Source organism: Streptomyces sp. NBC_01089 (assembly GCF_045162975.1).
Classification (GTDB): domain Bacteria; phylum Actinomycetota; class Actinomycetes; order Streptomycetales; family Streptomycetaceae; genus Streptomyces.
This window is the reverse complement of record NZ_CP108660.1, coordinates 7,175,825-7,199,255: the sequence shown is the minus strand read 5'-3', so window position 1 is coordinate 7,199,255 and position 23,431 is coordinate 7,175,825. Positions and strand designations below refer to the sequence as shown.

The following is a 23,431-nucleotide window of genomic DNA, read 5'->3' as shown; positions in this document are numbered from 1 at the left end:
AGCCCGGCAGTTTCACTGCCGGTGAGGCGGCGAACGAGACCCGCGCCGCCGCGTCCACGGGGCCTTGACAGTGAAACCCGATCAATTTACGGTTTTTGCGACCGCGGCAGAGCTCTGCCGCGCCCGGCCGGCGCCCCTCCGATGGACACGGCACCGGCCGACGCCGCATCAACCGACCGGGCAGGCCATATGACCCAGCAGAAACCGCCCCCCGCGCCCGGCACCCCCGACGGGCTGCCCGAGCTGACGCTCGCCCAGAAGGCTTCGCTGACCAGCGGCGCGGGAGACTTCGTCACCGAGGCGGTGCCGGGGATACCGGCCGTGTCCCTCTCCGACGGGCCGCACGGCCTGCGACTGCCCAGGGAACAGGGCGACGGCGGCCAGCTCGATCTGCACAGCGCGGCCCCCGCCACCTGTTTTCCCCCGGCGGTCGCCCTCGGCAGCAGCTGGGATCCGGGACTCGCGGCGCGTGTCGCCGCCGCCATCGCCACCGAGGCGCGGGCGCACGGCGTACAGGTGGTGCTCGGTCCTGGTATCAACATCAAACGGTCGCCGCTGTGCGGGCGCAACTTCGAGTACTTCTCGGAAGACCCGCTCCTGACGGCCGAGATGGGCGGGGCGATGGTACGGGGGCTGCAAGAGGCCGGAGTGGGGGCCGCGTTGAAACACTACGCGGCCAACAACCAGGAGACCGACCGTATGCGGATCAGCGCCGACATCGACGAGCGCCCCCTGCGCGAGATCTACCTCAGGGCCTTCGAGCGCATCGTCCGCCGCGACCGCCCGTGGTCCGTCATGGCCTCCTACAACGCGCTCAACGGCGTACCGCTGAGCGAGAACCACCGGCTGCTGACCGCGATCCTGCGCACCGAGTGGGGCTTCGACGGCGTGGTGATGTCCGACTGGGGCGCGGTGCGCGACCGGGTCGCCGCCCTGCGCGCCGGACTCGACCTGCAGATGCCGGGCACCGGCGGGCGGACCGACCGTGAGGTGGTCGCCGCGGTCGAGTCCGGGGCCCTGGGCCCGGAGGTGCTGGACCGGTCGGCCGAGCGGCTGGCACGCTTCGCCCGGCGCGCGAAGGCATCCGGCGGACAGGAACGGGGCGAAATCCCGTACGACGCACACCATCTGCTGGCGCGGGAGGCCGCGGAGCGGTGCGTCGTCCTGCTCAAGAACCACCCCGCGCTGCTCCCCCTGGACCCGGGCACCGGCAGCGTCGCCGTGATCGGTGAACTCGCGCGCACCCCGCGCTTCCAGGGCGCGGGCAGCTCCCAGGTGACCCCGGCCCGCCTCGACGTACCGCTCGACTGCCTGCGGGCGGCGGCCGACGGAGCGCGGGTGGAGTTCGCGGCGGGGTACGCCCTGCCCGACGGCGGCACGTATCCGGCCGGGAACTGCGAGCCCGGCCACGGAGACCGGGGGGCGGGAAACGCGGCCGTGGGCGATACGGCAGCCGAAGGTCCGGCTCCGGGGGATCCGGCCATGGGAACCACAGCAGCCGGGGCGCCCGGGACCCTGGCCGCGGAATCCGCGGCCCTCGCCCTGGAGGCCGAGCGGCTCGCTGCCCGCAGCGACACCGTGCTGCTGTTCCTCGGACTGCCCGCGCAGGACGAATCGGAAGGGTTCGACCGCGACCACATCGATCTGCCCGAGGCCCAACTGCGTCTCCTGGAGCGGGTCGTCTCCGTCAACCCCCGGGTCGCGGTGGTCCTCTCCAACGGCGGTGTGGTCCGCACCGCACCCTGGCACGAACGGGTACCGGCCCTCATAGAGGGCTGGCTGCTGGGCCAGGCGGGGGGAGCCGCGCTCGCGCGGGTCCTGTTCGGCGCGGTCAGCCCGTCCGGGCGGCTCGCCGAGACCGTTCCGCTGCGCCTGGAGGACTCGCCCTCGTATCTTTCCTTCCCGGGCGATGAGGGTCATGTCCGTTACGGCGAGGGCGTGTTCGTGGGATACCGGGGATACGACGCACGCCGCAGCGACGTCGCCTTCCCCTTCGGCCACGGTCTCTCCTACACCTCGTTCGCGTACTCCGGTCTCACCGTCAGGACCGGCCACGGCGATTCGCGGCTGACCGTACGGGTCGGCGTGACCAATACCGGGCGGCGCGCGGGGCGCGAGATCGTGCAGATCTACAGCGCGGGCCCCGAGGAGAGCCGGACCGCCCGCCCGGAGCGTGAACTGCGCGGTTTCACGGCAGTGGATCTGGAACCCGGCGAACACCGCGAAGTCGTCGTGGAGCTGGACCGCACCGATCTCGCCCACTACAGCGAACGCGAGGGCGGGTGGCGGGTGGCGGGGGGCACCTACCGTATCGAGGCGGCGGCCTCCTCCCGGGACATCAGGCTGGCGGTGCAGGTGAACGTCGAGGGAGACCCGTCACGGATCCGGCTGACAGGCCGTCATACCCTGGCGGAGTGGTTCGCGCATCCGGTCGGCGGGCCGCTGCTGCTGGAGCGGTTCGCCCGTGGCGGCACCCCGGGCGGCTCGGCCGCCCTGGCCGACCCGGTGATGCGGCGCTTCCTGGCCGGGATTCCGCTGGATGTGATCGCCGAATTCCCGCAGAGCCCGGTCTCCTCCCAGGACCTGACGGAACTGGCTGCCCGCGCCGCGGCGGAGACGCCCGCCGGAGGGATCGGGGCGGGGTAGCGGACACGACTGCCCCGACCCCGCTCGTACGCACTGCCCCGCCCCCGCGCACGCCCCGGGGGTGCTGGAGGAGGCCACTGTCCCCAGCACCCCGCCACGGCGGCCGGCCCCCGGAGCCGCGGCCCGGGGGCCGACCGACTGGCTGCCACCGCCACCCACTTCGGCGACCGGCTGCCACTGCGCCCCGCTTCAGGGGCTGTCCAACACCGCACCCCGGTTCGTCGCCGTTTCGGGGGGGCCGCCCGTCACCGCTCGCCCGGCTCCAGGGACAGCAGGCTCATCACGTCGTCGATCGGCTGCTCCATGTCCGTCGACCTGTCGATCAGCCACTGCAGCTGGATGCCGTCGGCCACCGCGATGAGCAGGGCCGCGAGCCGCTCGGGTGGGATGTCCGTGCGCATCGCGCCCTGTTCCATCCGCTCCCGCAGATACACGGCCACCCGCTCGCGCAGCATCGGGTAGCGCTCGGCGAAGAGCGCGTGCGCCGGGTGCGCCGGGTCGCTGGCGGCTGCGGTCATGGAGACGAACAGCTCCACGAGGCCCGGTGTACGGGCGCCCTCCCGGATGACCTCTCGGTAGCCGTCCGGATCGGTGCGCTCCTGCTGCCGCAGCCGCGCCGTCTCGTCGCGCATCCGCAGGACCTGAGTCAGCAGGTCCTCCTTCGAGTCGAAGTAGTGCATGAGACCGGGCAGGCTGAGATTGCACTTCGCCGCCACCTTGCGCAGCGACGTACCCCGGTATCCCTCCGTGGCGAAGATCTCCAGTGCCGCGTGGAGGATCTCGCCGCGCTTCGCTTCGCCCTTCTCGTACGGGCCCCGTTTCGCCATGCCGATCACCCTAACGTGCAGTCGGTGCGCCGGCCCGGGCCTGCGCGGGGGCCTGCGGGATGCGCCCGGCGCGGGCCAGTGCGCCGAGCCACCGGGCCGACTCCCTGGGCGTACGGGCGAAGGTCCGCGGGTCGACCGCGGCGAGCCCGAACGTGGGCCGGTAGGTGCCCCATTCGTAATTGTCGACGGCGCTCCAGTGGAAGTAGCCCCGTACGTCGGCACCGTCGCCCATGGCGCCCGCGAGGCTCGCCAGCGCCCGCTCCGTGTAGGCGATCCGCCGCTCGTCGTCGCCGGTCGCGATGCCGTTCTCCGTGACGATGACCGGGACACCGGGGCCGGTGACCCGGACGGTGTGCCGGACGGCCTCGCCCAGTGCCTCCGGGTAGAACTCCCAGCCGGTCAGTGTGGTCTCGGCACCCTCGGGGACCGGCAGCGGGCCGTCCGGGCCGATGCGGTGGCGGGTGTACGCCTGCACACCGATCCAGTCGTCCTCGCGGGCGGCCTCCAGGAAGACATCCTCGCGCGGCCGTGCGTAGGCCACTGCCACGTCCCTGGCGCCCGGTTCGGCCTGGTACACCTGGTTGGCCACGGTCCAGCCGACCCGGAGCCCCAGGTCGGCGCTCCTGAGAACAGTCGTCGCGGCCCGGTGGGCGCGCACCAGCGCCTCGGTGATGTCGGCGGCGGGCTCGACCGAGGCCGGGCCGCCGGCCGCTGCGCCGGTCTCGTCCCTGCTGGTGACGGCGCCCCAGCCGTGTTCGGCGGCGTAGCGGCGGATGCCGTACATCAGAGCCACCATGTTGGGCTCGTTGATGGTCGCCACGTACCGCACCCCCGCACGCAGGATCTCCGTCGCCGTCCGGGCGTACGCCGCGAACAGTTCGGCGGAGTCCGGAGCCGCCCAGCCGCCGCGCTCGGTGAACCAGCGGGGCGAGGTGAAGTGATGCAGCGTCACCACCGGGGTCAGGCCGCGCTCGATTGCGCCGCGCACCATCGCGCGGTAGTGCGCGACGGCGGCTCGGGAGACTCGGCCGCGCTCAGGCTCGATGCGGGCCCATTCGATGCTGAAGCGGTACGCGTTGAAGCCCAGCCCGCACAGCAGGTCCATGTCTTCGGGCCAGCGGTGGAAGCTGTCCGCCGCGTCCCCGCTCGGCTCGGCGACGAAGGTGTCCTCCTGGTTCTCCAGGGCCCACCAGTCGCTGGAGACGTTGTTGCCCTCGGTCTGGTGGGCGGAGGTGGCTGCCCCCATCAAGAAGTGCTCCGGAAGCACCAGTGCGGACCCTGCTGAGGACGTCATGCGGCCACCTCTAAAAAGCGTTCGTTGATCGGTTTTCGTGTTAGCGTACAGGCGGCGCCGGCCCCGGAGGAAGAGGCGCCCGGGCGAAACACGCGGCCCGGACCCGGCCGGCCCGGGGGCGCCGAAGCGCCGTACCCGACGAATCGGCCGTCCGGGCTCCCGGGCCCCCGGACGGCCGGTGGAGGCTCCATGAACGCCGTCATTCCCCGCCCCGCGGAGCGGTCCGCCGCAGTGGAGGCCGGTTCCCTTCCGGCCGCCGGCCCCTGGCGTATCCGTGCCGGTGAACGCCTGGCACCGGTCGCCGAAGCGGTGCGCGCCCTGCTGGCACCGCACCTGGGTGAGCGCCTGCTGCCGGGTGACGCACCGGCGGGGCCCGCGACCGATATCGTCCTGTCGCTCGACGCGGCCGGCGTACCGCCCGGCCGTACCGTGGGTGTCGCGCCCGGCGGCGGAGCCGAGCCGGCCGACGAGGCATACCGCCTGACGGTCGGCCCCCGGTCCGTCATCTGCCGGGCGCGCACCTCCGAGGGCGTCTTCCGTGCGGCGACCACGGCCGCCCAACTGATCCTGACCGCACCGCCCGACGGCCTGATCGGTCATCAGGAGCTGTACGACGCCCCGCGCTTCGCCTGGCGCGGGCTGCTGATCGACCCGGCCCGCTGCTTCGTCACGGCCGATGAGGTGCGGCAGATCATCGATGTCGCCGCCCTGTACAAGTTCAACGTGCTGCACCTGCATCTCACGGACAACGAGGGCTGGCGCCTCGAAATACCCTCGGTCCCGGCCCTGACCTCCCCGCCCCCGACCGCTCAGCAGGACGGACCCGGGGAGCGGCGCTACTACACCACGGAGGAGTACCGGGACCTCCAGGTGTACGCGGCGCGGCGCCACATCACGGTCGTTCCCGAGATAGACCTTCCGGGGCACTGTGCCGCGCTGCGCACGGCCCTTCCGGAGCTGCCTCCCTCACCCGCGCCCCCCGGACTCGCTGGGCGCTTCCCCTTCGTACCGCCGCTCGACCTCACCGATGCGGACACCCACGCGGCGGTCTCCGCCGTCCTCGCCGACGTCTGCGCCCTGACCGACGGCCCGTTCGTCCATATCGGCGCCGACGAGGCGGTCGGCATCACCGATGAGAGCTTCGCAGCCGGGGTACGCGAACTGCGCGACCTCACAAGGAAGTCCGGCAAACGTCCGGTGGCCTGGCAGGAGTCCTCCCGGGCCGGGACCGGGCCCGATGACATCGCCCAGTTCTGGGTCGACGTCCCGATGATGGACCTGCCCGACACCGCCGAGGAACTCGCCGAGCGGCCCCGACTTGTCGCGGCGGGCATGACCGTGGAGTTCATCCGGGCCCTCAAGAAGTTCTTCGCCCCGTCCGACCATGATGTCGAGCGGATCATCGACGGAGGCGGCCGGCTGCTGCTGTCGCCGCAGTCCCATCTCTACCTGGACCGCGGCTACGCGTCCGAAGGGATGTCCGCGGACCAGGCCGCCGGCACGGAGCGCCTCGGCTTCCCCGGCTACCGCCCGCGCAGCGTCCGCCACACAGCCTCGTGGGATCCGGCCTCGTACGGCATCCCCGAGGAGCAGCTGGCGGGCGTCGAAGCGACGCTCTTCGCCCATACCCTGCGCGGAATGGACGACTTGACCACCCTGCTCCTGCCGCGCATCGGTTCGCTGGCCGAGGCCGCCTGGTCGGGGCGGGCGCCCGAGTGGGACGAGTACCGCAGCCGCATCGCCCGGCACGCGCGGATGTGGAGCGAACGGGGCCTGGTCCACTTCGCCGCACCGGAGGTGCCTTGGCCATGAGCGCGCGGGAGGGCGCCTCCACCGCGGTGCGGTGGAGGCGCCCTCCGAAGTGGCCCGCGGTGGTGCGCCGGCCCGATGCGGGCCGCGGGCAGCCGCCTACCCGGCCGGCGTGTAGTCGTAAATCGACGGCACACCCATCCCGGACTGCGGCTCTGCCTTCACGTCCTTGCCGGACACGAGCAGGAACGACGACCGGTAGAAGGGGACGAACCAGCCCTGCTGGACGAGATGCCTGTTCAGGGCGCGCGCCGCCGTGCCGGCCTGCGGGCCGCCCGCCTGAATGCGCGGAAGCAGTTGCCTGACGGTCGCGTCGGTGGAGCCGAACAGATTGAACGTGCCCGGCGCGACCAGGTCCTGGACGGTGACCCAGTCGATCGGCGACTGACCGATGTTCATGACCATGGCGGAGTAGGCCCGGTCCTTGTAGATCCGCTGGACGGCGCTGTTGCCGTCGAGCTGGTCCCAGACCACTTTGATCCCCACTGCCTTGAGATCCGTCTCGATCGATGCCGCGAGAGCGTCGTTGACGATGGCGGAGATCCTCGGCAGCTTCAGGGTGAACCCCTTGGCATAGCCGGCCTGGGCCAGCAGCTTCCTCGCCTTCGCCGGGTCGTGGTCGTAGTACGTGTCCAGGCTCTTGTCGTACGCCTTCGTGCCCGTTCCGAAGACCTGGTCGGTGGTCTGCCCGCCGCCCCGGCGGATCTTGTCGAGCATCGTGCCGCGGTCCAGCGCGTAGTTGAGCGCCTGCCGCACCTTCACCTCCCGCAGCGCCGGGGTCCGCACGCCCGCCCGGTCGAAGAGGAGCAGACCCTGGAAGTCGAAGGTGTGCTCGGCCGTCCGGAGCTGGGTGTCGGACTTGACGGCCTCCTGCTGGTTGGCGTCCTGGAGGACGGCCGTGTCTATCTGGCCCGTCCTGAGGCCGTTGACGATGGCCGTCTCGTTGTCGAAGACGCTGATCGTCAGTGTGCGGTAAGGGAGTTGACTGCCCCAGTAGCCCTTCCTGCGCTCGAAGACGTACTTGTCCCCGACCGCTGTCCTGGCCTTGTCGAGTGTGTACGGACCTGTGCCGTCCGGATCGGTCTTGAGGCTGCCGCCCGCCAGCTTCGCCGGGCTCGCCATCAGCCCGGCCGCGTCGCTCAGATAGAAGAGCATCGCGGGGTCGGGGGCCGACAGCCGGAGCGTCACATGTGTGGCGTCCCGCACCTCGACTGCCTGCAGGGCGCCGAGATCCTTGGCCGCACCACCGCCGCCCTTCTTGAAGTGCTCCATGTTGGCCTTGACGGCCTGTGCGTCGAACGCGCTCCCGTCGGTGAACTTCACCCCTTGGCGCAGGGTCAGCGACAGGCGCGTCCGGTCCTTGTCGTACGACCACTTGGTGGCCAGCATCGGCCGGAAGCTGCCGTCCGGGGCCCGCTTGAGCAGGGTGTCGTAAACCGCCTGGAAATACGGCAGTGCGCTGCCGAGCGCGTCGGCCGGATCGAGGCTCTGAGCGCTCGTAAGGGTGGCGATGTCGAGTTCAGCGGACCCGCCCCCGGCGGAACCGCCGCCTCCTCCGCAGCCCGCGAGTACCAAGGACGTCACAGTGGCGCAGGCCGTCAAAGCCGCGGTTCGGGCGGAATGCCTCATCATGTTCTCTCCGTCTGGGTGGCCGGGAACAGGAGTGTCCCGGCGGAACGACAGGGGGCAGCCGGACAGCACGCCCAGCCGGAAGGCTCGCCAACTTCGAAAAACATATTCTGATCGGTTTCTAGGCGTCAATGCGCCAGCCGGAGAAGCCGGAACCGGACAGTGGCGCAGCCGACACCCCCTCCCCCGGCACCCGGAGGCGGCAGCCCCGGGCTGCCGCGCGCGACCCTTGACGGACAAAAACAGTGCACCGTATGGTTTTTGAGTAGGGGTACCAGCACGTACACAGAGCCGGCGCCCGGCCGGGGCCGGACACCGTGAAGGAGCGCCACTCATGTCAGGCAAGCGGCCGAACTTCGTCTTCTTCATCCCGGACCAGTTGCGCGCCGACGCGCTCGGCGCCTTCGGGAACCCGCACATCAGCACGCCCCATCTGGACGCCCTGGCCGCCCTCGGAACCCGCTTCGACAACGCCTACGTGCAGCACCCCGTCTGCTCGCCCAGCCGGGCGTCGTTCCTGACCGGCTGGTACCCGCACACCCAGGGGCACCGAACCCTCACCCATCTGCTCAAGCCGTGGGAGCCCAATCTGCTGCGCTGCCTCAAGGAGGCCGGGTACCACGTCGCCTGGCCTGGCATGCGGGGCGACACGTTCGCGCCGGGTGCCACCGAACTCAGTGTCGACGAGTACGGCTTCGGGGTCCCGCCGACAGCGTTCGGTGGCCCCGCAGCCCCCGGCGACTGGCCGGGCGGCGAGGAGTGGGCGCGCCTCCACTACCGCGGACGGCTGCCGGACGACAGCGAGCGCGTCAGCGCCGACGAAGCCACCATCCGTACCGCGGTGCGCTGGCTCGAACAGCCCCCGGAAGGCCCGTGGGCGCTGTTCGTGCCACTGATCGCGCCGCACTGCCCGTTCGAGGCCGAGGAGCCGTGGTTCTCCCTGTACGACCGTGCCACCCTGCCCGCCCCCGTGCCGCCCGCCGGTGCCGAAGGGCCCGAACCCGCCTACATGCAGGCCGTCAGGGAACGCTTCGGAATCGAAGACACCACGCCGGAGATGTGGCGCGAGGTGAAGGCCACGTACTACGGGATGATCTCCCGGATGGACGAGCAGCTCGGGCGGCTGATGGCAGCGGTCGACGGGAGTGGAGCGGGCGAGAGCACCGTCACGCTGTTCTTCGCCGACCACGGTGAATACCTGGGCGACTACGGCCTGGTCGAGAAGTGGCCATCCGCGCTCCACCCGTGCATCACCCGCGACCCGCTCGTCATCTCCGGCGGGGGGCTCCCCCGGGGCGGGCGCACCGACGCGATGGTGGAACTCATCGATGTGCTTCCGACGGTCCTGGAACTGGCCGGCGTCGAGGCTCCGCACCGCCACTTCGGCCACAGCCTGGTGCCCCTCATCCATGACACCGGCAGGGAACACCGTGAGTACGCCTTCACCGAGGGCGGCTTCTCCACGGCGGAGGAACCGCGGTTCGAACGGGCCGGATTCCCGTACGACCTGAAGGCGGCCCTCCAACACGAGCGCCCCGAACTCGTCGGCCGGGCCGTCGCGGTGCGGGACCGGGAGTGGACGTATGTGTGGCGGCTGTACGAACCGGCCGAGCTGTACCACCGGCCGACCGACCCGGACGAACGGGTCAGCCTGGCGGGCAGTCCCGTCCACGCGCACGTCGAACAGCGCATGAACCAGGCCCTGTTGCGCTGGCTGGCCGACACGGCGGACGTCATCCCGGCCGACGAGGATCCCCGCTACCCCAGCGTCGACCTGCCGGTGCCCGCGGGCCGGGCCGGCCCGGACGGAACCGTGGAGCGCGCATCGCAGCAGCTCGCCCGCGCACTGGCCCGCTGGAAGGCAGCCGCCGGAGCCCGGTAGAGGTGAAGCCGCGTACGGCGGACCGATCGGACATCGCTCCGCCGACGTCACGGTGGACGAGTACGGCCACCTCATCCAGGCCGGCCGGGAACGCTGCTGTCAGCTGGTCGAGGCAGCGCCCCACACGCTCACAGCAGGCCGAACGACTTCAGCACCCGCTGCCGGCCGGGTGCCGGGTCGGCGGGCCAGTAGATGTAGCAGACCCCGCCCGTACCGCTGACGACCTTGCCGTTCGCGTCGTACCGCTTGGTGCGGAGCCAGATGTTCTCCCACTCCGCGCGCCGGTACACATGGCGCACCGCGTCGTCGTCCGCCGACGCGGGGTCGTTGGCGATGACGTCGCCGTCGGCCGTGAAGCCGATCACCGTCATCAGATGGCCCGACGTGCCGTAACCGGCGCCCGTCAGCTCCCCCTTGAGGAAGGACTGCGAGGTGATGACCGGGATACCCGCACCCACGAGGGTTTCGAGATCGGTGAGCGAACCGAGCCGGGTGACGGTGGCGCTCATGTCCTTGTACGTCGCCGCGTAGGCCGCGTTGAAGGGCCAGTTGCCGCAGCCCTCGTACTGGTAGTCGTAGGTGTAGCGGGCCGCCTGGCAGACCTCGGGGTCCGCGTACGACGGGTCGATCCAGGCCAGGTCGGCCGGGGTGGGCCCGCGCCCCCAGTACTTGATGATCATCGAGGACGAGGTGGGGCTGCACCACGCCTCGCCGCCGTTGTCGTACTGCGGGTACTGGCCCGCGTGGATGTCCTGCGAGAAGCGCGGGACCTTCAGCTCGCGGGAGATCCGCGGGACCGACGGCGGGACGGTGAACCGGTCCGGGATGTCCGACGTCATCGCCCCGACCCGGTGGACCGTGGGCGTCAGCCTGGTGCCCGGGGTGCGGTACAGCGTCAACCGCAGCCGGTACGACACCAGGCGCAGCCCGCTCGCGGCGTTGTCGACGGCGAAGGTGTCCGTCGAGATGGAGCTCTTGCCGTCGCTCTGGCCGTCGAGGGAGGTCCGCCGGATGTCAGCGTCGCCCGAGGCCCAGCGGCCCATCACGTACCAGGGGGTCTCGGTGCCGTCCGAGTAGCTGCCCCGCAGCTCGACCAGGATCCAGGTGCCCGCCGGGGTCTGCGCGTTCCAGGACGCGACGGCCTCGGTGGCCGGGACCCGTGAGGGGTGGACCGGTGAGGTCCAGGTCGCGTACTCCCAGGTGGCGGTCTTCCCGGTGTGCGGATCGGTGTAGTCGGTGCGGCCCGCGGGGGCCCCGATGACCAGGCCCGAGCGGGGGCCGGGAAGGGCTGTGGTGCCGTCGGCCGCACCGGAGCGCCAGGCGGCGTACGAGGCCCAGACACTGTTGTCCACGAGCGGGGTCACGGGCCCTCCCCCGGTGGGCTGCGGGGTGTGTGCGGTGGCCGGCGGACCGTCCGGCGCGGGGGCCGGGGCGGCGACGGCGGGGACGGCTGCGGCCGCACCCGCGGCAGCGGCCGCAGCGGCGACCGCCGCGGCGAGAATGGTCCTGCGCGGAGTGGTACTGGTCACGTTGGTGGACCCCCAGTCGGATACGGATGGGGCGGCGAGCGCATGACAGTGGAGCAACTATCCCGGCTTCCGACGCGTTTCTGCCAGTGATTCGCCACGCGTCCTGCCACCAATATTGGTATCGACCACTGGCGTGACCTGCGAAGGCGCCGACTTCTCCTAGGCTGGCCCCATGGCAGACCTCGACCACATCGCCACCGCGATCCGTGCACGGCCCGTCTCCTGCGGGCCAGTTCGGCTGATCGCGGTCGACGGCCACGCGGGCTCGGGGAAGAGCACATTCTCGGCCAGGCTCGCCGCGGCGCTGGACGGGGCGCCCGTACTCCATCTGGACGATCTGGCCACCCACCAGGAGCTGTTCGACTGGACCGGACGGCTGCACGCCCAGGTCATCGAGCCGTTCACCCGCGGCGAGGCCGCCCGGTACGCGCCCTACGACTGGACGCTGCGCCGCTTCGGCCCCGAGCGGACCATCGACACCACTGACGTCGTCATTGTCGAAGGGGTGGGCGCGGGCCGCCGGGCGCTGCGCCCGTATCTCGCCCGGCTGCTCTGGATGGACCGGAGCGCCGCCGGCTCCTGGGAACGGGGCCGCCACCGCGACGGGCCGGCCCTGCGGGAGTTCTGGGACGGCTGGACGGCGGCGGAGGCCCGGCACTTCGCCGGGGACCCTTCCCGGCCATTCGCGGATCTGCTGGTACGTGAGTGCCGCGAGGGCTACGAGTGGTTTCCGGGTCCGCGAGTGACCGCGTGAGCGATCCATTCGGTCACATACAGTCATGACCTCTCCGCAGGACTGCCACCCGGCGGAAAACCGCCCTTCCAGTGCCTCAACTCCGCTTGACCCAGGGCCCGTACAGGTCTTACGTTCTCAATGTGCGGCTTTTCGAAGCCGCCGCAGACGCGAAGCCCCCGGTTGTTCCCCCGTGATCGGGGGCTTCGTTCTGCCCACTCCCTCCCCAACCGGACAACTGATCTCTCCGCTTGCTCACCCTCGGTCACCGTGAGCGAGCCGTCCCCCCATGGCACCGAGTGCTCCTGCACCCTTCGGTACCGGGCCTCTGCGCAGGTACGATGCCCTTCGGGCGGCACCGGTCAATTCCCGTCCGCTGCACTGCGGTTCACAGGTCGCCGGGCGCTGAGTCCGGTGGCACGGTACGGGGGCACGGTCTGTGGGGGACGTGATGGATTTCGGCACGCAGGGCTCGCACGCCCCGGCCGATCTCGCCTGGCTGCGGGGCGTGGACGCCTACACGATGGGGGCGTATCCGCAGGCCGAGGAGGAGTTCAGGGCCGCGGTGCGGCTCGATCCGGGGATGGCGGACGGCTGGCTCGGACTGCACGCGCTGCGGGTGGACACCACCACCGCTTTACTGCGGATGTTCCGGCACCGGGAGCGGTTCGGCGAACAGCGCGGCAGGCTGCGCCGCACTCTCAACTCCTGGTACTGGCTGGGCTGGTGGGTGCAGCCGGTGCTGGAGAGCCCGCGTGATCTGCTGCTCGCGCACGCCTCGCACTGGCTGGACGGGCGCCATGTGCCGGAGCTGGACCGGGCGCTGGCGGGGCTGCCGCCGGTCGACACCGATCCGCAGGTGCGGTTCCTGCACGCGTGCCGCGCCTATCTCGCCAAGGACTGGGAGCGGCTGGTGCGTTACACCGCCTCGCTGGTCGACGATCCGGTGCTGGGGATCGAGGCGGGGCTGTTCGGCGGGATGGCGCGGGTGCGGCTGGACATGTACGGGCAGGCGGAGCCGCTGCTCTCCGCTGCGCTGATGCGCTGCCGCAGTGAGCAGCCGCAGCGCAAGGAGCTGCGCTACTGGCTGGCGCGCGCCCACGAGGGGACCGGGCGCAGCGCGGCGGCCCTGCCGCTGTACCGGGCGGTGCACCGGGTGGACCCCGCGTTCATGGACACCGCGGCCCGGCTCGCCGCGATCTCCGAGGGCGACGGATACGACGACGCGGTGGACTACGCCGCGGTCTCGCTGGCCGGGTTCGGGCAGGACGCGGTGGACGGGCAGGCCGACGGCGTCTTCGTGGAGAGCGATCCCGCGGAGGGCCGGGACCCGCGGCCCGGGAGCCCGGGGAGCCCCGGCGGCGATCCACTGGGCGGCTCGGCTCCGCCGCCCGGCGCCGTACGGGACAGGGATCCCGCGCCTGCCGAGCAGTTCCCGCCGGACCTGCCGGCCGGGCCCACCGATCCCGAGCTGCTGGCGTGCGCACTGGACGAGCTGGAGCGCATGGTCGGCCTGGAGCCGGTGAAGCGCCAGGTCAAAGCGCTGTCGGCACAGCTCAACATGGCCCGGCTGCGGGCCGCCCAGGGGCTGCCGGTGCAGCCGCCGAAGCGGCACTTCGTCTTCTCCGGCCCTTCGGGCACCGGCAAGACGACGGTGGCCCGCATCCTGGGCCGGGTGTTCTACGCACTGGGGCTGCTGGGCGGCGACCATCTGATCGAGGCCCAGCGCGCCGATCTGGTGGGCGAGTTCCTGGGACAGACGGCGGTGAAGGCGAACGAGCTGATCGACTCGGCGCTCGGCGGGGTGCTCTTCGTGGACGAGGCGTACAGCCTCTCCAACTCCGGTTACAGCAAGGGCGACGCGTACGGCGACGAGGCGCTCCAGGTGCTGCTGAAGCGGGCCGAGGACAACCGTGACCACCTGGTGGTCATCCTGGCCGGCTACCCCGAGGGCATGGACCGCCTGCTGGCCACCAATCCGGGGCTCTCCTCGCGCTTCACGTCCCGGGTCGACTTCCCGAGCTACCGGCCGCTGGAGCTGACCGCGATCGGCGAGGTGCTGGCGACGGAGAACGGCGACGTGTGGGACGAGGAGTCGCTGGACGAGCTGCGCTCGATCGCCGGCCATGTGGTGGACCAGGGCTGGATCGACGAGCTGGGCAACGGCCGGTTTCTGCGCACCCTGTACGAGAAGAGCTGCGCGTACCGGGATCTGCGGCTGAGCGGATACGCCACCACACCCGGCCGGGACGATCTGTCGACGCTGCGGCTGCCGGATCTGATGCAGGCGTACGGGGAGGTGCTCTCGGGCCGGGGACCGGTCGGCCGCGGACAGCAGGAGCCGCCGCTCTGACCGGTCCCCGACGCCGGGGCGGTCCCCGGAAGCGGGAGCACCGCCCCGGCGTCGGGAGCCGCCCGGAGACCCGGGACCGGGACTACCCGGCCAGCGCCTGTTCGGTGCGGTCCGTGCGCGGCTCCGACACCCGGGTCACCTGCGGCGCCGCGGCCTCCCGGTGCGCCGGGTCGCGTACCTCACCGACCAGCTTCTCCAGCACGTCCTCCAGTGCCACCAGACCGAGCACCTTGCCGGATCCGTCGGCGACCTGAGCCAGATGGGTGGCCGCGCGCCGCATCACGGTCAGCGCGTCGTCCAGCGGCAGCTCCGCGCGGAGCGTCGCCATCGGGCGCCAGACCTGCTGGGGGACGGCGCGTTCCCGGTCCTCCAGGTCGAGCACGTCCTTGACGTGCAGATAGCCCATGAAGGCGCCGCCGTCCGCGCAGACCGGGAATCGCGAGTACCCGGTGCGTACGGTCAGCTCCTCGATCGCCAGAGGTGTGACCGAGGGAGCGACCGTGATCAGGTCGGCGCGGGCGATCAGGACGTCCGCGATGGGCCTGCTGCCCAGCTCCAGGGCGTCCTCCAGGCGTTCCTGGGCCTCCGAGTCCAGCAGACCGGCCTGGCCCGAGTCCTCGACGAGCCGGTTGAGCTGCTCGCTGGTGAAGACCGCCTCCACCTCGTCCTTGGGCTCGACGCCGAAGAGCTTGAGCACCAGCCGGGCGCAGGCCCCGAGCGCGACGGTCACCGGGCGGCAGAGCCGGGCGAAGCCGACCAGGCCGGGGCTGAGCCAGAGCGCGGTCTTCTCGGGTGCGGCCATGGCGAGGTTCTTCGGCACCATCTCGCCGATGACGAGGTGCAGCGAGACCACGAGCGCGAGAGCGATCACGTATCCCAGCGGGTGGACCAGGCCGTCGGGCAGCCTGACGGCCTGGAAGACCGGTTCGAGCAGGTGGGCGACCGTCGGCTCGGCGACGGCGCCCAGTGTCAGCGAGCAGACGGTGATGCCGAACTGCGCGGCCGCCATCATCCGCGGCAGGTTCTCCAGGCCGTACAACACCTTGCGGGCCCGTGCGGAGCCCTCGGCGGCCAGGGGCTCGACCTGGCTGCGGCGTACGGAGACGAGCGCGAACTCGGCGCCGACGAAGAAGCCGTTGGCGAGCACCAGGGCGGCGGCGAAGAGCAGTTGGAGGAAGCTCATCGCACGCCCTCCATGACCGGCGCGTGCACATCGGCCGTACGCACCAGGCGTACCCGCTCGGCGCGGTAGCGCTCGACCCTGCGGACCGAGAGCCGCCAGCCGGGCAGTTCCGCCCGGTCGCCGGGAGCGGGGATGCGGCCCAGCAGATCGGCCACCAGGCCGGCGACGGTCTCGTACGGGCCTTCGGGGACTTCGAGCCCTATCCGCCGCAGGGTGAGGACCCGGCAGCTGCCGTCGGCCTCCCAGGCGGGGTTGCCGTCCTCGGCGGGGGCCGGTGACAGCTCGGGGCGGTCGGCGTCCGCGCCGTCGTGCTCGTCCCTGACCTCCCCGACCAGCTCCTCGATGATGTCTTCCAGGGTGACGACGCCGGCGGTGCCGCCGTACTCGTCCACCACCACGGCGATGGGCTGCTCGGTGCGCAGCCGCTCCAGGAGCTGCTGTACGGGCAGGGTCTCGGGCACGAGCAGCGGTGCGACGGCGACCCGCCCCACCGAGGTCCTGTGCCTGTCCTGCGCGGCCACGGCCAGGGCGTCCTTGAGGTGGACCATGCCGACGATCTCGTCGATGCGCTCCCGGTAGACGGGGAAGCGGGAGAGGCCGGTGGCGCGGGTGAGGTTCAGTACGTCGGCGGCCGTCGCCGACGACTGGAGTGCGCTGACCTTCACCCGTGGGGTCATGACGTGCTGGGCGGTGAGTCCGGCCAGCGACAGGGTCCGTACGAAGAGGTCGGCCGTGTCCTGCTCCAGCGTGCCGGCCCGGGCCGAGTGGCGGGCCAGCGAGACCAGTTCGCCGGGGGTGCGGGCCGAGGCCAGTTCGTCGGCGGGCTCGACGCCGAGCGCCAGGACCAGCCGGTTGGCGACGGTGTTGAGCAGGGCGATCACCGGCCGGAACGCGGTCGAGAACAGATGCTGGGGTCCGGCGACGAACCGGGCCACCTGGAGCGGCCTGGACACCGCCCAGTTCTTCGGGACCAGTTCGCCGAGCACCATCTGCACGGCGGCGGCGAGCATCATGCCGAGCACCACGCTGATCCCGGACACGGCCCCTTCGGGCAGTCCGGTGGCGCCGAGCGGTCCGTCGAGGAGCTGTGCCAGCGCGGGCTCGGCGAGCATGCCGACCACCAGCGAGGTGATGGTGATGCCGAGCTGGGTGCCGGAGAGCTGGAAGGAGAGTTCCCGCAGGGCCCGTACGACGGTGCCGGCCCGCCGGTCTCCGTCGGCGGCGGCGCGTTCGGCGTCCGGCCGCTCCACGGTGACGAGGCCGAATTCGGCCGCGACGAAGAATCCGTTGGCGAGAATCAGAAGGAATGCCGCTCCGAGGAGCAGCAGGGGAATGGTCATGCCGCCGTCTCCGGAAGAGGGGCGGCGCATGTACTACCGGATGATCCGTCCATTGCTGGAGGGAATCACTCCTCATGTCGCAGGGGTGCCCCGCGGACCACGGGGGTCACAGGGTGCGGGGCGGGGCGCACCTGGCGCCCCGCCCCAGAGTAATCAAACAGCGGCCCGATGCGTCAGGGGCTCAGCCGCCGCGGCTGTCCGGCGGGCGGGCCGCCGTCACTCCCCGGGAGTGCTCCGGCCGGTGTCGGCCGGGCCCCGTGAGTCCGCCAGCGCGCGCAGTGCGCGGGCGTCGCGGATGGCCTGAGCTTTGCCGATGCCGGGCTGGATGCCGAGGGCGGGGAGGCTGGTGCCGTCGCTGAGGTCGAGGAAGACCCAGGCGTCACCGGGGCGCAGGTTGACGTGCAGGATCTCCGGCCAGGCCAGCCGGCGCCTGGATGTGAGATTGACGACGGTGACGCCGTCCTCGTCCGCGACGACCTTGGGGCGGCTGAGCAGTGCCAGCACCCCGAAGAAGACCGCGGCGGTGAAGATGAACGAGACGCGCTCACCGGGCGTCAGGGTCTCCAGCATCAGGGAGACGACGGTGAGGACGACGAACATGACCGTCCCCACGGACAGCAGCACCACCCGGGTGCGGGTCGGCCTGAAGGTGACCGGGAGGGCGGGGAATTCGGGGGCGGTCATGTTCCGTGCGTCCTTCGTGCTGGTCAGGGATCAGAGACGGCAGGCGTGGATGGCCGTGGTCAGGATGGCGCGGGCCCCGAGCGCGTAGAGGTCGTCCATGATCCGCTGGGCCTCCTTCGCCGCGACCATGGAGCGGACGGCGACCCATCCCTCGTGGTGCAGCGGGGAGATGGTCGGCGACTCCAGGCCGGGGGTGAGGGCCACGGCCTGCTCCAGGAACTCGACCCGGCAGTCGTAGTCCATCATCACGTAGCTCCGGGCCACCAGGACGCCCTGGAGGCGGCGCAGGAACTGCTGCATCCTGGGCTCGTCGGCCGCGGCGCCGACCCGGCGGATGACGACGGCCTCGGACTGCATGATCGGCTCGCCGATCACTTCGAGTCCGGCGTTGCGCAGCGAGGTGCCGGTCTCCACGACGTCCGCGATGACCTGGGCGACACCCAGCTCGATGGCCGTCTCGACGGCGCCGTCCAGGTGGACGACGGACGCGTCGACGCCCTGGTCCGCGAGGGCCTTGGCGACGATTCCCTCGTACGAGGTGGCGATCGTCATGCCGCCGAAGTCCTCCGGGCCGTTCGCGGTGCCGGGCTTGGTGGCGTACCGGAAGGTCGAGCGGGCGAAGCCGAGCTGGAGGATCTCCTCGGCCTGGGCTCCGGAGTCCAGCAGCAGGTCGCGGCCGGTGATGCCGATGTCGAGCTTGCCGGAGCTGACGTAGATCGCGATGTCGCGCGGGCGGAGGTAGAAGAACTCGACCTGGTTCTCCGGGTCGACGAGGACGAGCTCCTTGGACTCCTTGCGCTGCTGGTAGCCGGCCTCATGGAGCATCGCCATCGCAGGCCCGGAGAGAGAACCCTTGTTGGGGACGGCGATGCGCAGCATGAGGTCGGCTTCCTTCGTGCGAGGTGGTGGATATCAGGATGTGCGGGGTGTGCGGGTGCTCAGAAGTGGATGCTCGGGGTGAGCGCTCAGGGGCGGGCGCTCGGGGGTGGCTGCTCAGAGATGGGCGTAGACGTCGTCGAGTGAGATCCCACGGGCGACCATCATCACCTGAACGTGGTACAGCAGCTGCGAGATCTCCTCGGCGGCGGCTTCCTTGCCCTCGTGCTCGGCTGCCATCCACACCTCGGCTGCCTCCTCGACGACCTTCTTGCCGATGGCATGCACGCCCTTGCCCACCAGTTCGGCGGTACGGGAGGTGGAGGGGTCGCCGTTGGCGGCCTTGAGCTGGAGCTCGGAGAAGAGCTCTTCGAAGGTTTTGTTCGCCATGATGCTGCTAAGAGTACGGGGTCCCCTTCCCCACTCAGCGCCAGGGTTCGCTGACCGTGCGCAGTGTGGTCGCGGTGGCGACGGCCGCGGTGACCGCTTCGTGCCCCTTGTCCTCGTTGGACCCTTCGAGGCCGGCCCGGTCCAGCGCCTGCTCCTCGGTGTCGCAGGTCAGCACGCCGAAGCCGATCGGGACGCCGGTCTCGACGGAGACCTGGGTGAGGCCGCCCGTGACGCCCTGGCAGACGTACTCGAAGTGCGGGGTGCCGCCCCTGATGACCACTCCGAGAGCGACGATCGCGTCGTAGCCCCGGCCCGCGAGGACCTTGGCCACCACCGGCAGTTCGAAGCTGCCCGGGACCCGCAGCAGGGTCGGTTCGTCGATGCCCAGCTCGCCCAGGGCGCGCAGCGCGCCGTCGACGAGGCCGTCCATGACCTTCTCGTGCCACTGGGCCGCGATGACGGCCACGCGCAGGTCACCGCAGTTCTTCACGGTGAGTTCGGGTGCGCCCTTGCCGCTCATGTCTGTCTCTCCCTTTTGCTTCTTACTGGTTGCCGCAGGCGGACGTGGTGTCCAGCCAGGGCAGATCGTGTCCCATCCGGTCCCGCTTGGTGCGCAGGTACCGGAGGTTGTGCTCGCCCGCCTGGACGGGCATGGCCTCCCGGCCGGTGACGTCCAGTCCGTGCCTGACCAGGGCGGCGGTCTTCTCGGGGTTGTTGGTCAGCAGCCGCAGGCTGTGCACCCCGAGGTCCGCCAGGATCTGGGCTCCGGCGCCGTAGTCGCGGGCGTCGGCGGGCAGCCCGAGTTCCAGGTTGGCGTCCAGGGTGTCTCGGCCGCGCTCCTGGAGCTCGTAGGCGCGCAGCTTGGACAGCAGTCCGATGCCGCGCCCCTCGTGGCCGCGCAGATAGACGACGACGCCGCGGCCCTCGGTGGTGATGCGCTCCATGGAGGCTTCCAGCTGGGGTCCGCAGTCGCAGCGCAGCGAGTGGAAGATGTCGCCGGTGAGGCACTCGGAGTGCACCCGTACCAGGACGTCGTCGCCGTCGCCGATCTCCCCGTGGACCAGGGCGACATGCTCGATGCCGTCGGCGATGGAGCGGTAGCCGTACGCGGTGAAATCGCCGTGCGCGGTGGGGAGGCGGACGGTCGCCTCGCGGCGGACCCTCGGTTCCGAGCTGCGGCGGTAGGCGATCAGGTCCTCGATGGAGATGATCGTGAGGCCGTGCTTGCGGGCGAACGGGACCAGTTCGGGCAGCCGCAGCATCACCCCGTCCTCGCCGGCGATCTCGACGATCGCGCCGGCCGGGCGCAGACCGGCGAGGCGGGCCAGGTCGACGGCGGCCTCGGTGTGCCCGTCGCGTACGAGCACCCCGCCGGGCTTGGCCCGCAGCGGGAAGACATGGCCGGGGCGTACGAAGTCCCCGGCGCCGGCCAGCCCGCCGGCGAGCAGCCGCAGGGTGGTCGCGCGGTCGGCGGCGGAGATGCCGGTGGTGACGCCGTGCGCCTTGCTCGCGTCGACGGAGACGGTGAAGGCCGTCTTCATGGACTCGGTGTTGTTCTCGACCATCTGCGGGAGGTCGAGCCTGGCCAGTTCGTCGCCCTCCATGGGCGCGCAGATCAGGCCACGGCACTCGCTCATCATGAACGCGACGATCTCGGGGGTCGCCTTCTCGGCCGCGATGACGAGGTCGCCCTCGTTCTCGCGGTCCTCGTCGTCGACGACCACCACGGGGCGGCCGGCCGCGATGTCGCGTACGGCCTGTTCCACGGGGTCGAGGGAGAGGTCCTCGGCGTTGTCGGTCGAGTACCAGACGGGCTCGGCAGTCATGCTGCTGCTCCTTCCAGGGCGGGCTTGACGCTCGTACGGGAGCGGAGCCACCAGTCGCGCAGGCCCCAGAGGACGAGCGCGAAATAGACCACGTAGACCAGGCCGGAGAAGGCCAGGCCGCTGTGGAAGGCGAGGGGGACGCCGACGAGGTCGACGAGCAGCCACGCGAACCAGAATTCGACGAGACCGCGTGCCTGGGCGACCATCGCGACGAGGGTGCCGACGAAGATGTAGGCGTCGGCCCACGGGCTCCAGGAGAGGGACGGGACGGCCAGGAAGAGACCGGCCACGGCGACCGTGCCGACGACGGCACCGGCCAGCAGCAGTCCGCGCTCGCGCCAACTGGCGAACCGCACCGCGATGCTGCCGTCCTGGGCCTGCTGCCTGCCCCGGGTCCAGGCCCGCCAGCCCCACAGGGCTATCCCGATGACCAGCAGCTGTTTGCCGACGCCGCCGCTGAGATGGGCGGACGAGTACGCGCCGACGAGGATGACGCCGGACAGGAACTGCGCGGGCCAGGTCAGCACCGAGCGGCGCCAGCCGAGGGCGAGCGCGATCAGGCCGATGGTGTTGCCGATCATGTCGGACCACAGGATGTGCTGGCCCAGTACGGTGAACGCCTCGGTGTTCAGCCAGGTCAGTGCGGTCACTTCAGCGGCCCTCCGGTCTCCGGTGTGGCCCGGGTGCCGTCGGCGCCGAGCAGCCGCTCGACGTACTTGGCGAGTACGTCCACTTCGAGGTTGACCGGGTCGCCCGGCTGCTTGATGCCGAGCGTGGTCAGGGCGAGGGTGGTGGGGATGAGGCTGATGGTGAAGTAGTCGGGTCCGGCGTCCACGACGGTGAGGCTGACCCCGTCGACGGTGATGGAGCCCTTCTCCACGACGTAACGGGAGAGGTCCGCCGGGAGCGCGATCTTCACGATCTCCCAGTGGTCGGACGGTTTGCGTTCGACGACCGTGCCGGTGCCGTCCACATGGCCCTGGACGAGGTGTCCGCCGAGGCGGCCGCCGAGCGCCATGGGGCGTTCGAGGTTGACCCGGGAGCCGGTGGCGAGGGCGCCGAGGCTGGAGCGGTCGAGTGTCTCGGCCATGACATCGGCGGTGAACTCGCCGCCGCCGGAGTCGACCACGGTGAGACAGACACCGTTGACGGCGATGGAGTCACCGTGCTTGGCGTCCTCGGTCACGACCGGGCCGCGCAGGCGGAAGCGGGAGGCGTCGCCGAGGTTCTCGACGGCGGTGACCTCACCCAGTTCTTCGACGATTCCGGTGAACACGGCGCTCAGCGCTCCTTCGGGGTGGCGGTGATCCGCAGATCGGGGCCGATGCGGACGGTCTCGGTGACGTCGAGTCGCAACGCGTCGGTGATGGTGGTGATTCCGGCGTCGGCGAGGGCCGCGGGGCCCGCGCCGAGGAGAACAGGGGCGAGATAGCCGATGACCCGGTCGACGGCGCCCGCGGCGACGAAGGAGCCGGCCAGCGTCGCACCGCCTTCGAGGAGTACGGAGCGGACACCGCGCGCGTGCAGCTCGGCGAGCAGGGCGTCGACGGCGATACCCGTGTCGTCGTACGGCAGCCGCACCAGGTCGGCGCTGCCGGTGGGCGGAGGTGCGGTGACGCCGTCGCCCACGACGACCAGCGTCGGGGCGGCGTCGTCCAGGACCCGGGCGTCGGGGCCGAGCGAGCGGGCGTGGGTGTCCAGCACGACCCGCAGTGGCTGGGTGGCGCCCTCGATGCCGCGGACGGCGAGGTGCGGGTCGTCGGCGCGCAGGGTTCCCGAGCCGACGAGGACCGCGTCGGACTCGGCGCGCAGCCGGTGGACGTCGGCGCGGGACTCGGCCGATGTGATCCAGCGGCTCGTCCCGTCGGCCGCGGCGGTGCGGCCGTCGAGTGTCGCCGCGTACTTCCACGTCACCCGGGGGCGGCCGAGGCGTACCGAGGTGAGCCAGGCGGCGTTGCCCGCTGCGGCCTCGTCGGCGAGTACACCGGCCGTCACCGCGATCCCGGCCGCGCGCAGGGCGTCGGCGCCGCCGGTGGCCTGTGGGGTGGGGTCTGCGACCGCGTACACCACGCGGGCCACACCGGCGTCGATGAGCGCCTGGGAGCAGGGGCCGGTGCGGCCGGTGTGGTTGCAGGGTTCGAGCGTGACGTACGCGGTGCCGCCGCGTGCTCGGTCGCCGGCCGCCGCGAGTGCGTCGACCTCGGCGTGCGGACCGCCGGCCCGCCGGTGGAAGCCCTCGCCGGCCGTCCGGCCCGACGCGTCGAGGATGACGCAGCCGACGACGGGGTTGGGGCTGGTGGATCCGAGTCCGCGCGCCGCGAGCGCGATGGCCCTGCGCATGGCGTCGAACGCCTGCGGTGATGGAGCGGCTGCGGTGGCCACCGGGTCCTCCTGCCTCTTCGGGCACGGACTCCGGGGCCTGTCGATGAC

At 71.5% G+C, this 23,431-nt stretch carries 19 protein-coding genes; 5 read left to right on the top strand and 14 right to left on the bottom strand.

What is annotated here, in order from left to right; all coding sequences use genetic code 11:
* Nucleotides 1–189: 189 nt before the first annotated feature.
* Nucleotides 190–2,646 (top strand): glycoside hydrolase family 3 C-terminal domain-containing protein, encoded by a 2,457-nt coding sequence (locus OG510_RS32400; protein WP_406141453.1) that lies wholly within the window; start codon nucleotides 190–192, stop codon nucleotides 2,644–2,646.
* 245 nt (nucleotides 2,647–2,891) lie between these two features.
* Here the strand turns inward: OG510_RS32400 and OG510_RS32395 are convergent, their stop codons facing one another.
* Nucleotides 2,892–3,473, bottom strand: a complete 582-nt coding sequence (locus tag OG510_RS32395; protein WP_406141451.1) for a TetR/AcrR family transcriptional regulator — start codon at nucleotides 3,471–3,473, stop codon at nucleotides 2,892–2,894.
* Between the two features lie 10 nt (nucleotides 3,474–3,483).
* Complete coding sequence (locus OG510_RS32390; protein ID WP_406141449.1) at nucleotides 3,484–4,767, bottom strand: glycoside hydrolase family 1 protein; 1,284 nt, start codon at nucleotides 4,765–4,767, stop codon at nucleotides 3,484–3,486.
* Nucleotides 4,768–4,956: 189 nt separating this feature from the next.
* Here OG510_RS32390 and OG510_RS32385 point away from each other — a divergent pair, with 189 nt between their 5' ends.
* Nucleotides 4,957–6,579, top strand: coding sequence for a family 20 glycosylhydrolase (locus OG510_RS32385; RefSeq protein WP_406141447.1), 1,623 nt, complete (start codon nucleotides 4,957–4,959; stop codon nucleotides 6,577–6,579).
* 96 nt (nucleotides 6,580–6,675) lie between these two features.
* On the opposite strand, the gene OG510_RS32380 is transcribed toward OG510_RS32385, so the two are convergent.
* The gene (locus OG510_RS32380; RefSeq protein ID WP_406141445.1) at nucleotides 6,676–8,160 is read right to left on the bottom strand and encodes an ABC transporter substrate-binding protein; all 1,485 of its coding nucleotides are present in this window, start codon (nucleotides 8,158–8,160) and stop codon (nucleotides 6,676–6,678) included.
* 379 nt (nucleotides 8,161–8,539) lie between these two features.
* Here OG510_RS32380 and OG510_RS32375 point away from each other — a divergent pair, with 379 nt between their 5' ends.
* Nucleotides 8,540–10,087, top strand: coding sequence for a sulfatase-like hydrolase/transferase (locus OG510_RS32375; RefSeq protein ID WP_406141444.1), 1,548 nt, complete (start codon nucleotides 8,540–8,542; stop codon nucleotides 10,085–10,087).
* 128 nt (nucleotides 10,088–10,215) lie between these two features.
* Here OG510_RS32375 and OG510_RS32370 read toward each other — a convergent pair whose 3' ends face one another.
* Complete coding sequence (locus tag OG510_RS32370) at nucleotides 10,216–11,616, bottom strand: peptidase C39 family protein (RefSeq protein WP_406141442.1); 1,401 nt, start codon at nucleotides 11,614–11,616, stop codon at nucleotides 10,216–10,218.
* Nucleotides 11,617–11,788: 172 nt separating this feature from the next.
* Between OG510_RS32370 and OG510_RS32365 the strand changes: the two genes are divergently transcribed.
* Entirely contained in the window at nucleotides 11,789–12,370 is a 582-nt protein-coding gene (locus OG510_RS32365) for a uridine kinase (RefSeq protein ID WP_406141440.1), read from the top strand.
* 430 nt (nucleotides 12,371–12,800) lie between these two features.
* Nucleotides 12,801–14,702 carry an AAA family ATPase gene (locus OG510_RS32360; RefSeq protein WP_406141438.1) on the top strand — a complete coding sequence of 634 codons (1,902 nt, stop codon included), beginning with the start codon at nucleotides 12,801–12,803 and terminating at the stop codon, nucleotides 14,700–14,702.
* An 82-nt stretch (nucleotides 14,703–14,784) separates the two neighbouring features.
* Here the strand turns inward: OG510_RS32360 and OG510_RS32355 are convergent, their stop codons facing one another.
* The 10 genes from OG510_RS32355 to ribD form a co-directional block, all read right to left on the bottom strand.
* The gene (locus tag OG510_RS32355; RefSeq protein ID WP_406141437.1) at nucleotides 14,785–15,885 is read right to left on the bottom strand and encodes a hemolysin family protein; all 1,101 of its coding nucleotides are present in this window, start codon (nucleotides 15,883–15,885) and stop codon (nucleotides 14,785–14,787) included.
* Nucleotides 15,882–17,225, bottom strand: coding sequence for a hemolysin family protein (locus OG510_RS32350; protein ID WP_406141435.1), 1,344 nt, complete (start codon nucleotides 17,223–17,225; stop codon nucleotides 15,882–15,884). The genes OG510_RS32355 and OG510_RS32350 overlap by 4 nt, the downstream gene beginning before the upstream one ends.
* Nucleotides 17,226–17,441: 216 nt before the next feature.
* A complete protein-coding gene (locus OG510_RS32345; RefSeq protein ID WP_406141434.1) occupies nucleotides 17,442–17,909 on the bottom strand; it encodes a PH domain-containing protein in 468 nt (155 codons plus the stop codon).
* Nucleotides 17,910–17,939: 30 nt separating this feature from the next.
* Nucleotides 17,940–18,788, bottom strand: a complete 849-nt coding sequence (gene hisG / locus OG510_RS32340; protein WP_406141432.1) for an ATP phosphoribosyltransferase — start codon at nucleotides 18,786–18,788, stop codon at nucleotides 17,940–17,942.
* Between the two features lie 114 nt (nucleotides 18,789–18,902).
* Nucleotides 18,903–19,175, bottom strand: a complete 273-nt coding sequence (locus tag OG510_RS32335; RefSeq protein WP_164266345.1) for a phosphoribosyl-ATP diphosphatase — start codon at nucleotides 19,173–19,175, stop codon at nucleotides 18,903–18,905.
* A gap of 34 nt (nucleotides 19,176–19,209) precedes the next feature.
* Nucleotides 19,210–19,695: a 6,7-dimethyl-8-ribityllumazine synthase gene (gene ribH, locus OG510_RS32330; RefSeq protein WP_164266344.1), complete on the bottom strand. Its 486-nt coding sequence runs from the start codon at nucleotides 19,693–19,695 to the stop codon at nucleotides 19,210–19,212.
* Nucleotides 19,696–19,717: 22 nt separating this feature from the next.
* Nucleotides 19,718–21,001 (bottom strand): bifunctional 3,4-dihydroxy-2-butanone-4-phosphate synthase/GTP cyclohydrolase II, encoded by a 1,284-nt coding sequence (locus tag OG510_RS32325; RefSeq protein ID WP_406141430.1) that lies wholly within the window; start codon nucleotides 20,999–21,001, stop codon nucleotides 19,718–19,720.
* Nucleotides 20,998–21,651, bottom strand: coding sequence for a nicotinamide riboside transporter PnuC (locus OG510_RS32320; RefSeq protein ID WP_406141428.1), 654 nt, complete (start codon nucleotides 21,649–21,651; stop codon nucleotides 20,998–21,000). The genes OG510_RS32325 and OG510_RS32320 overlap by 4 nt, the downstream gene beginning before the upstream one ends.
* The gene (locus OG510_RS32315) at nucleotides 21,648–22,277 is read right to left on the bottom strand and encodes a riboflavin synthase (RefSeq protein ID WP_406141427.1); all 630 of its coding nucleotides are present in this window, start codon (nucleotides 22,275–22,277) and stop codon (nucleotides 21,648–21,650) included. Before OG510_RS32315 ends, OG510_RS32320 begins: the two co-directional genes overlap by 4 nt.
* Before the next feature lie 5 nt (nucleotides 22,278–22,282).
* Nucleotides 22,283–23,341 (bottom strand): bifunctional diaminohydroxyphosphoribosylaminopyrimidine deaminase/5-amino-6-(5-phosphoribosylamino)uracil reductase RibD, encoded by a 1,059-nt coding sequence (ribD, locus tag OG510_RS32310; RefSeq protein ID WP_406142674.1) that lies wholly within the window; start codon nucleotides 23,339–23,341, stop codon nucleotides 22,283–22,285.
* Nucleotides 23,342–23,431 lie beyond the last annotated feature (90 nt).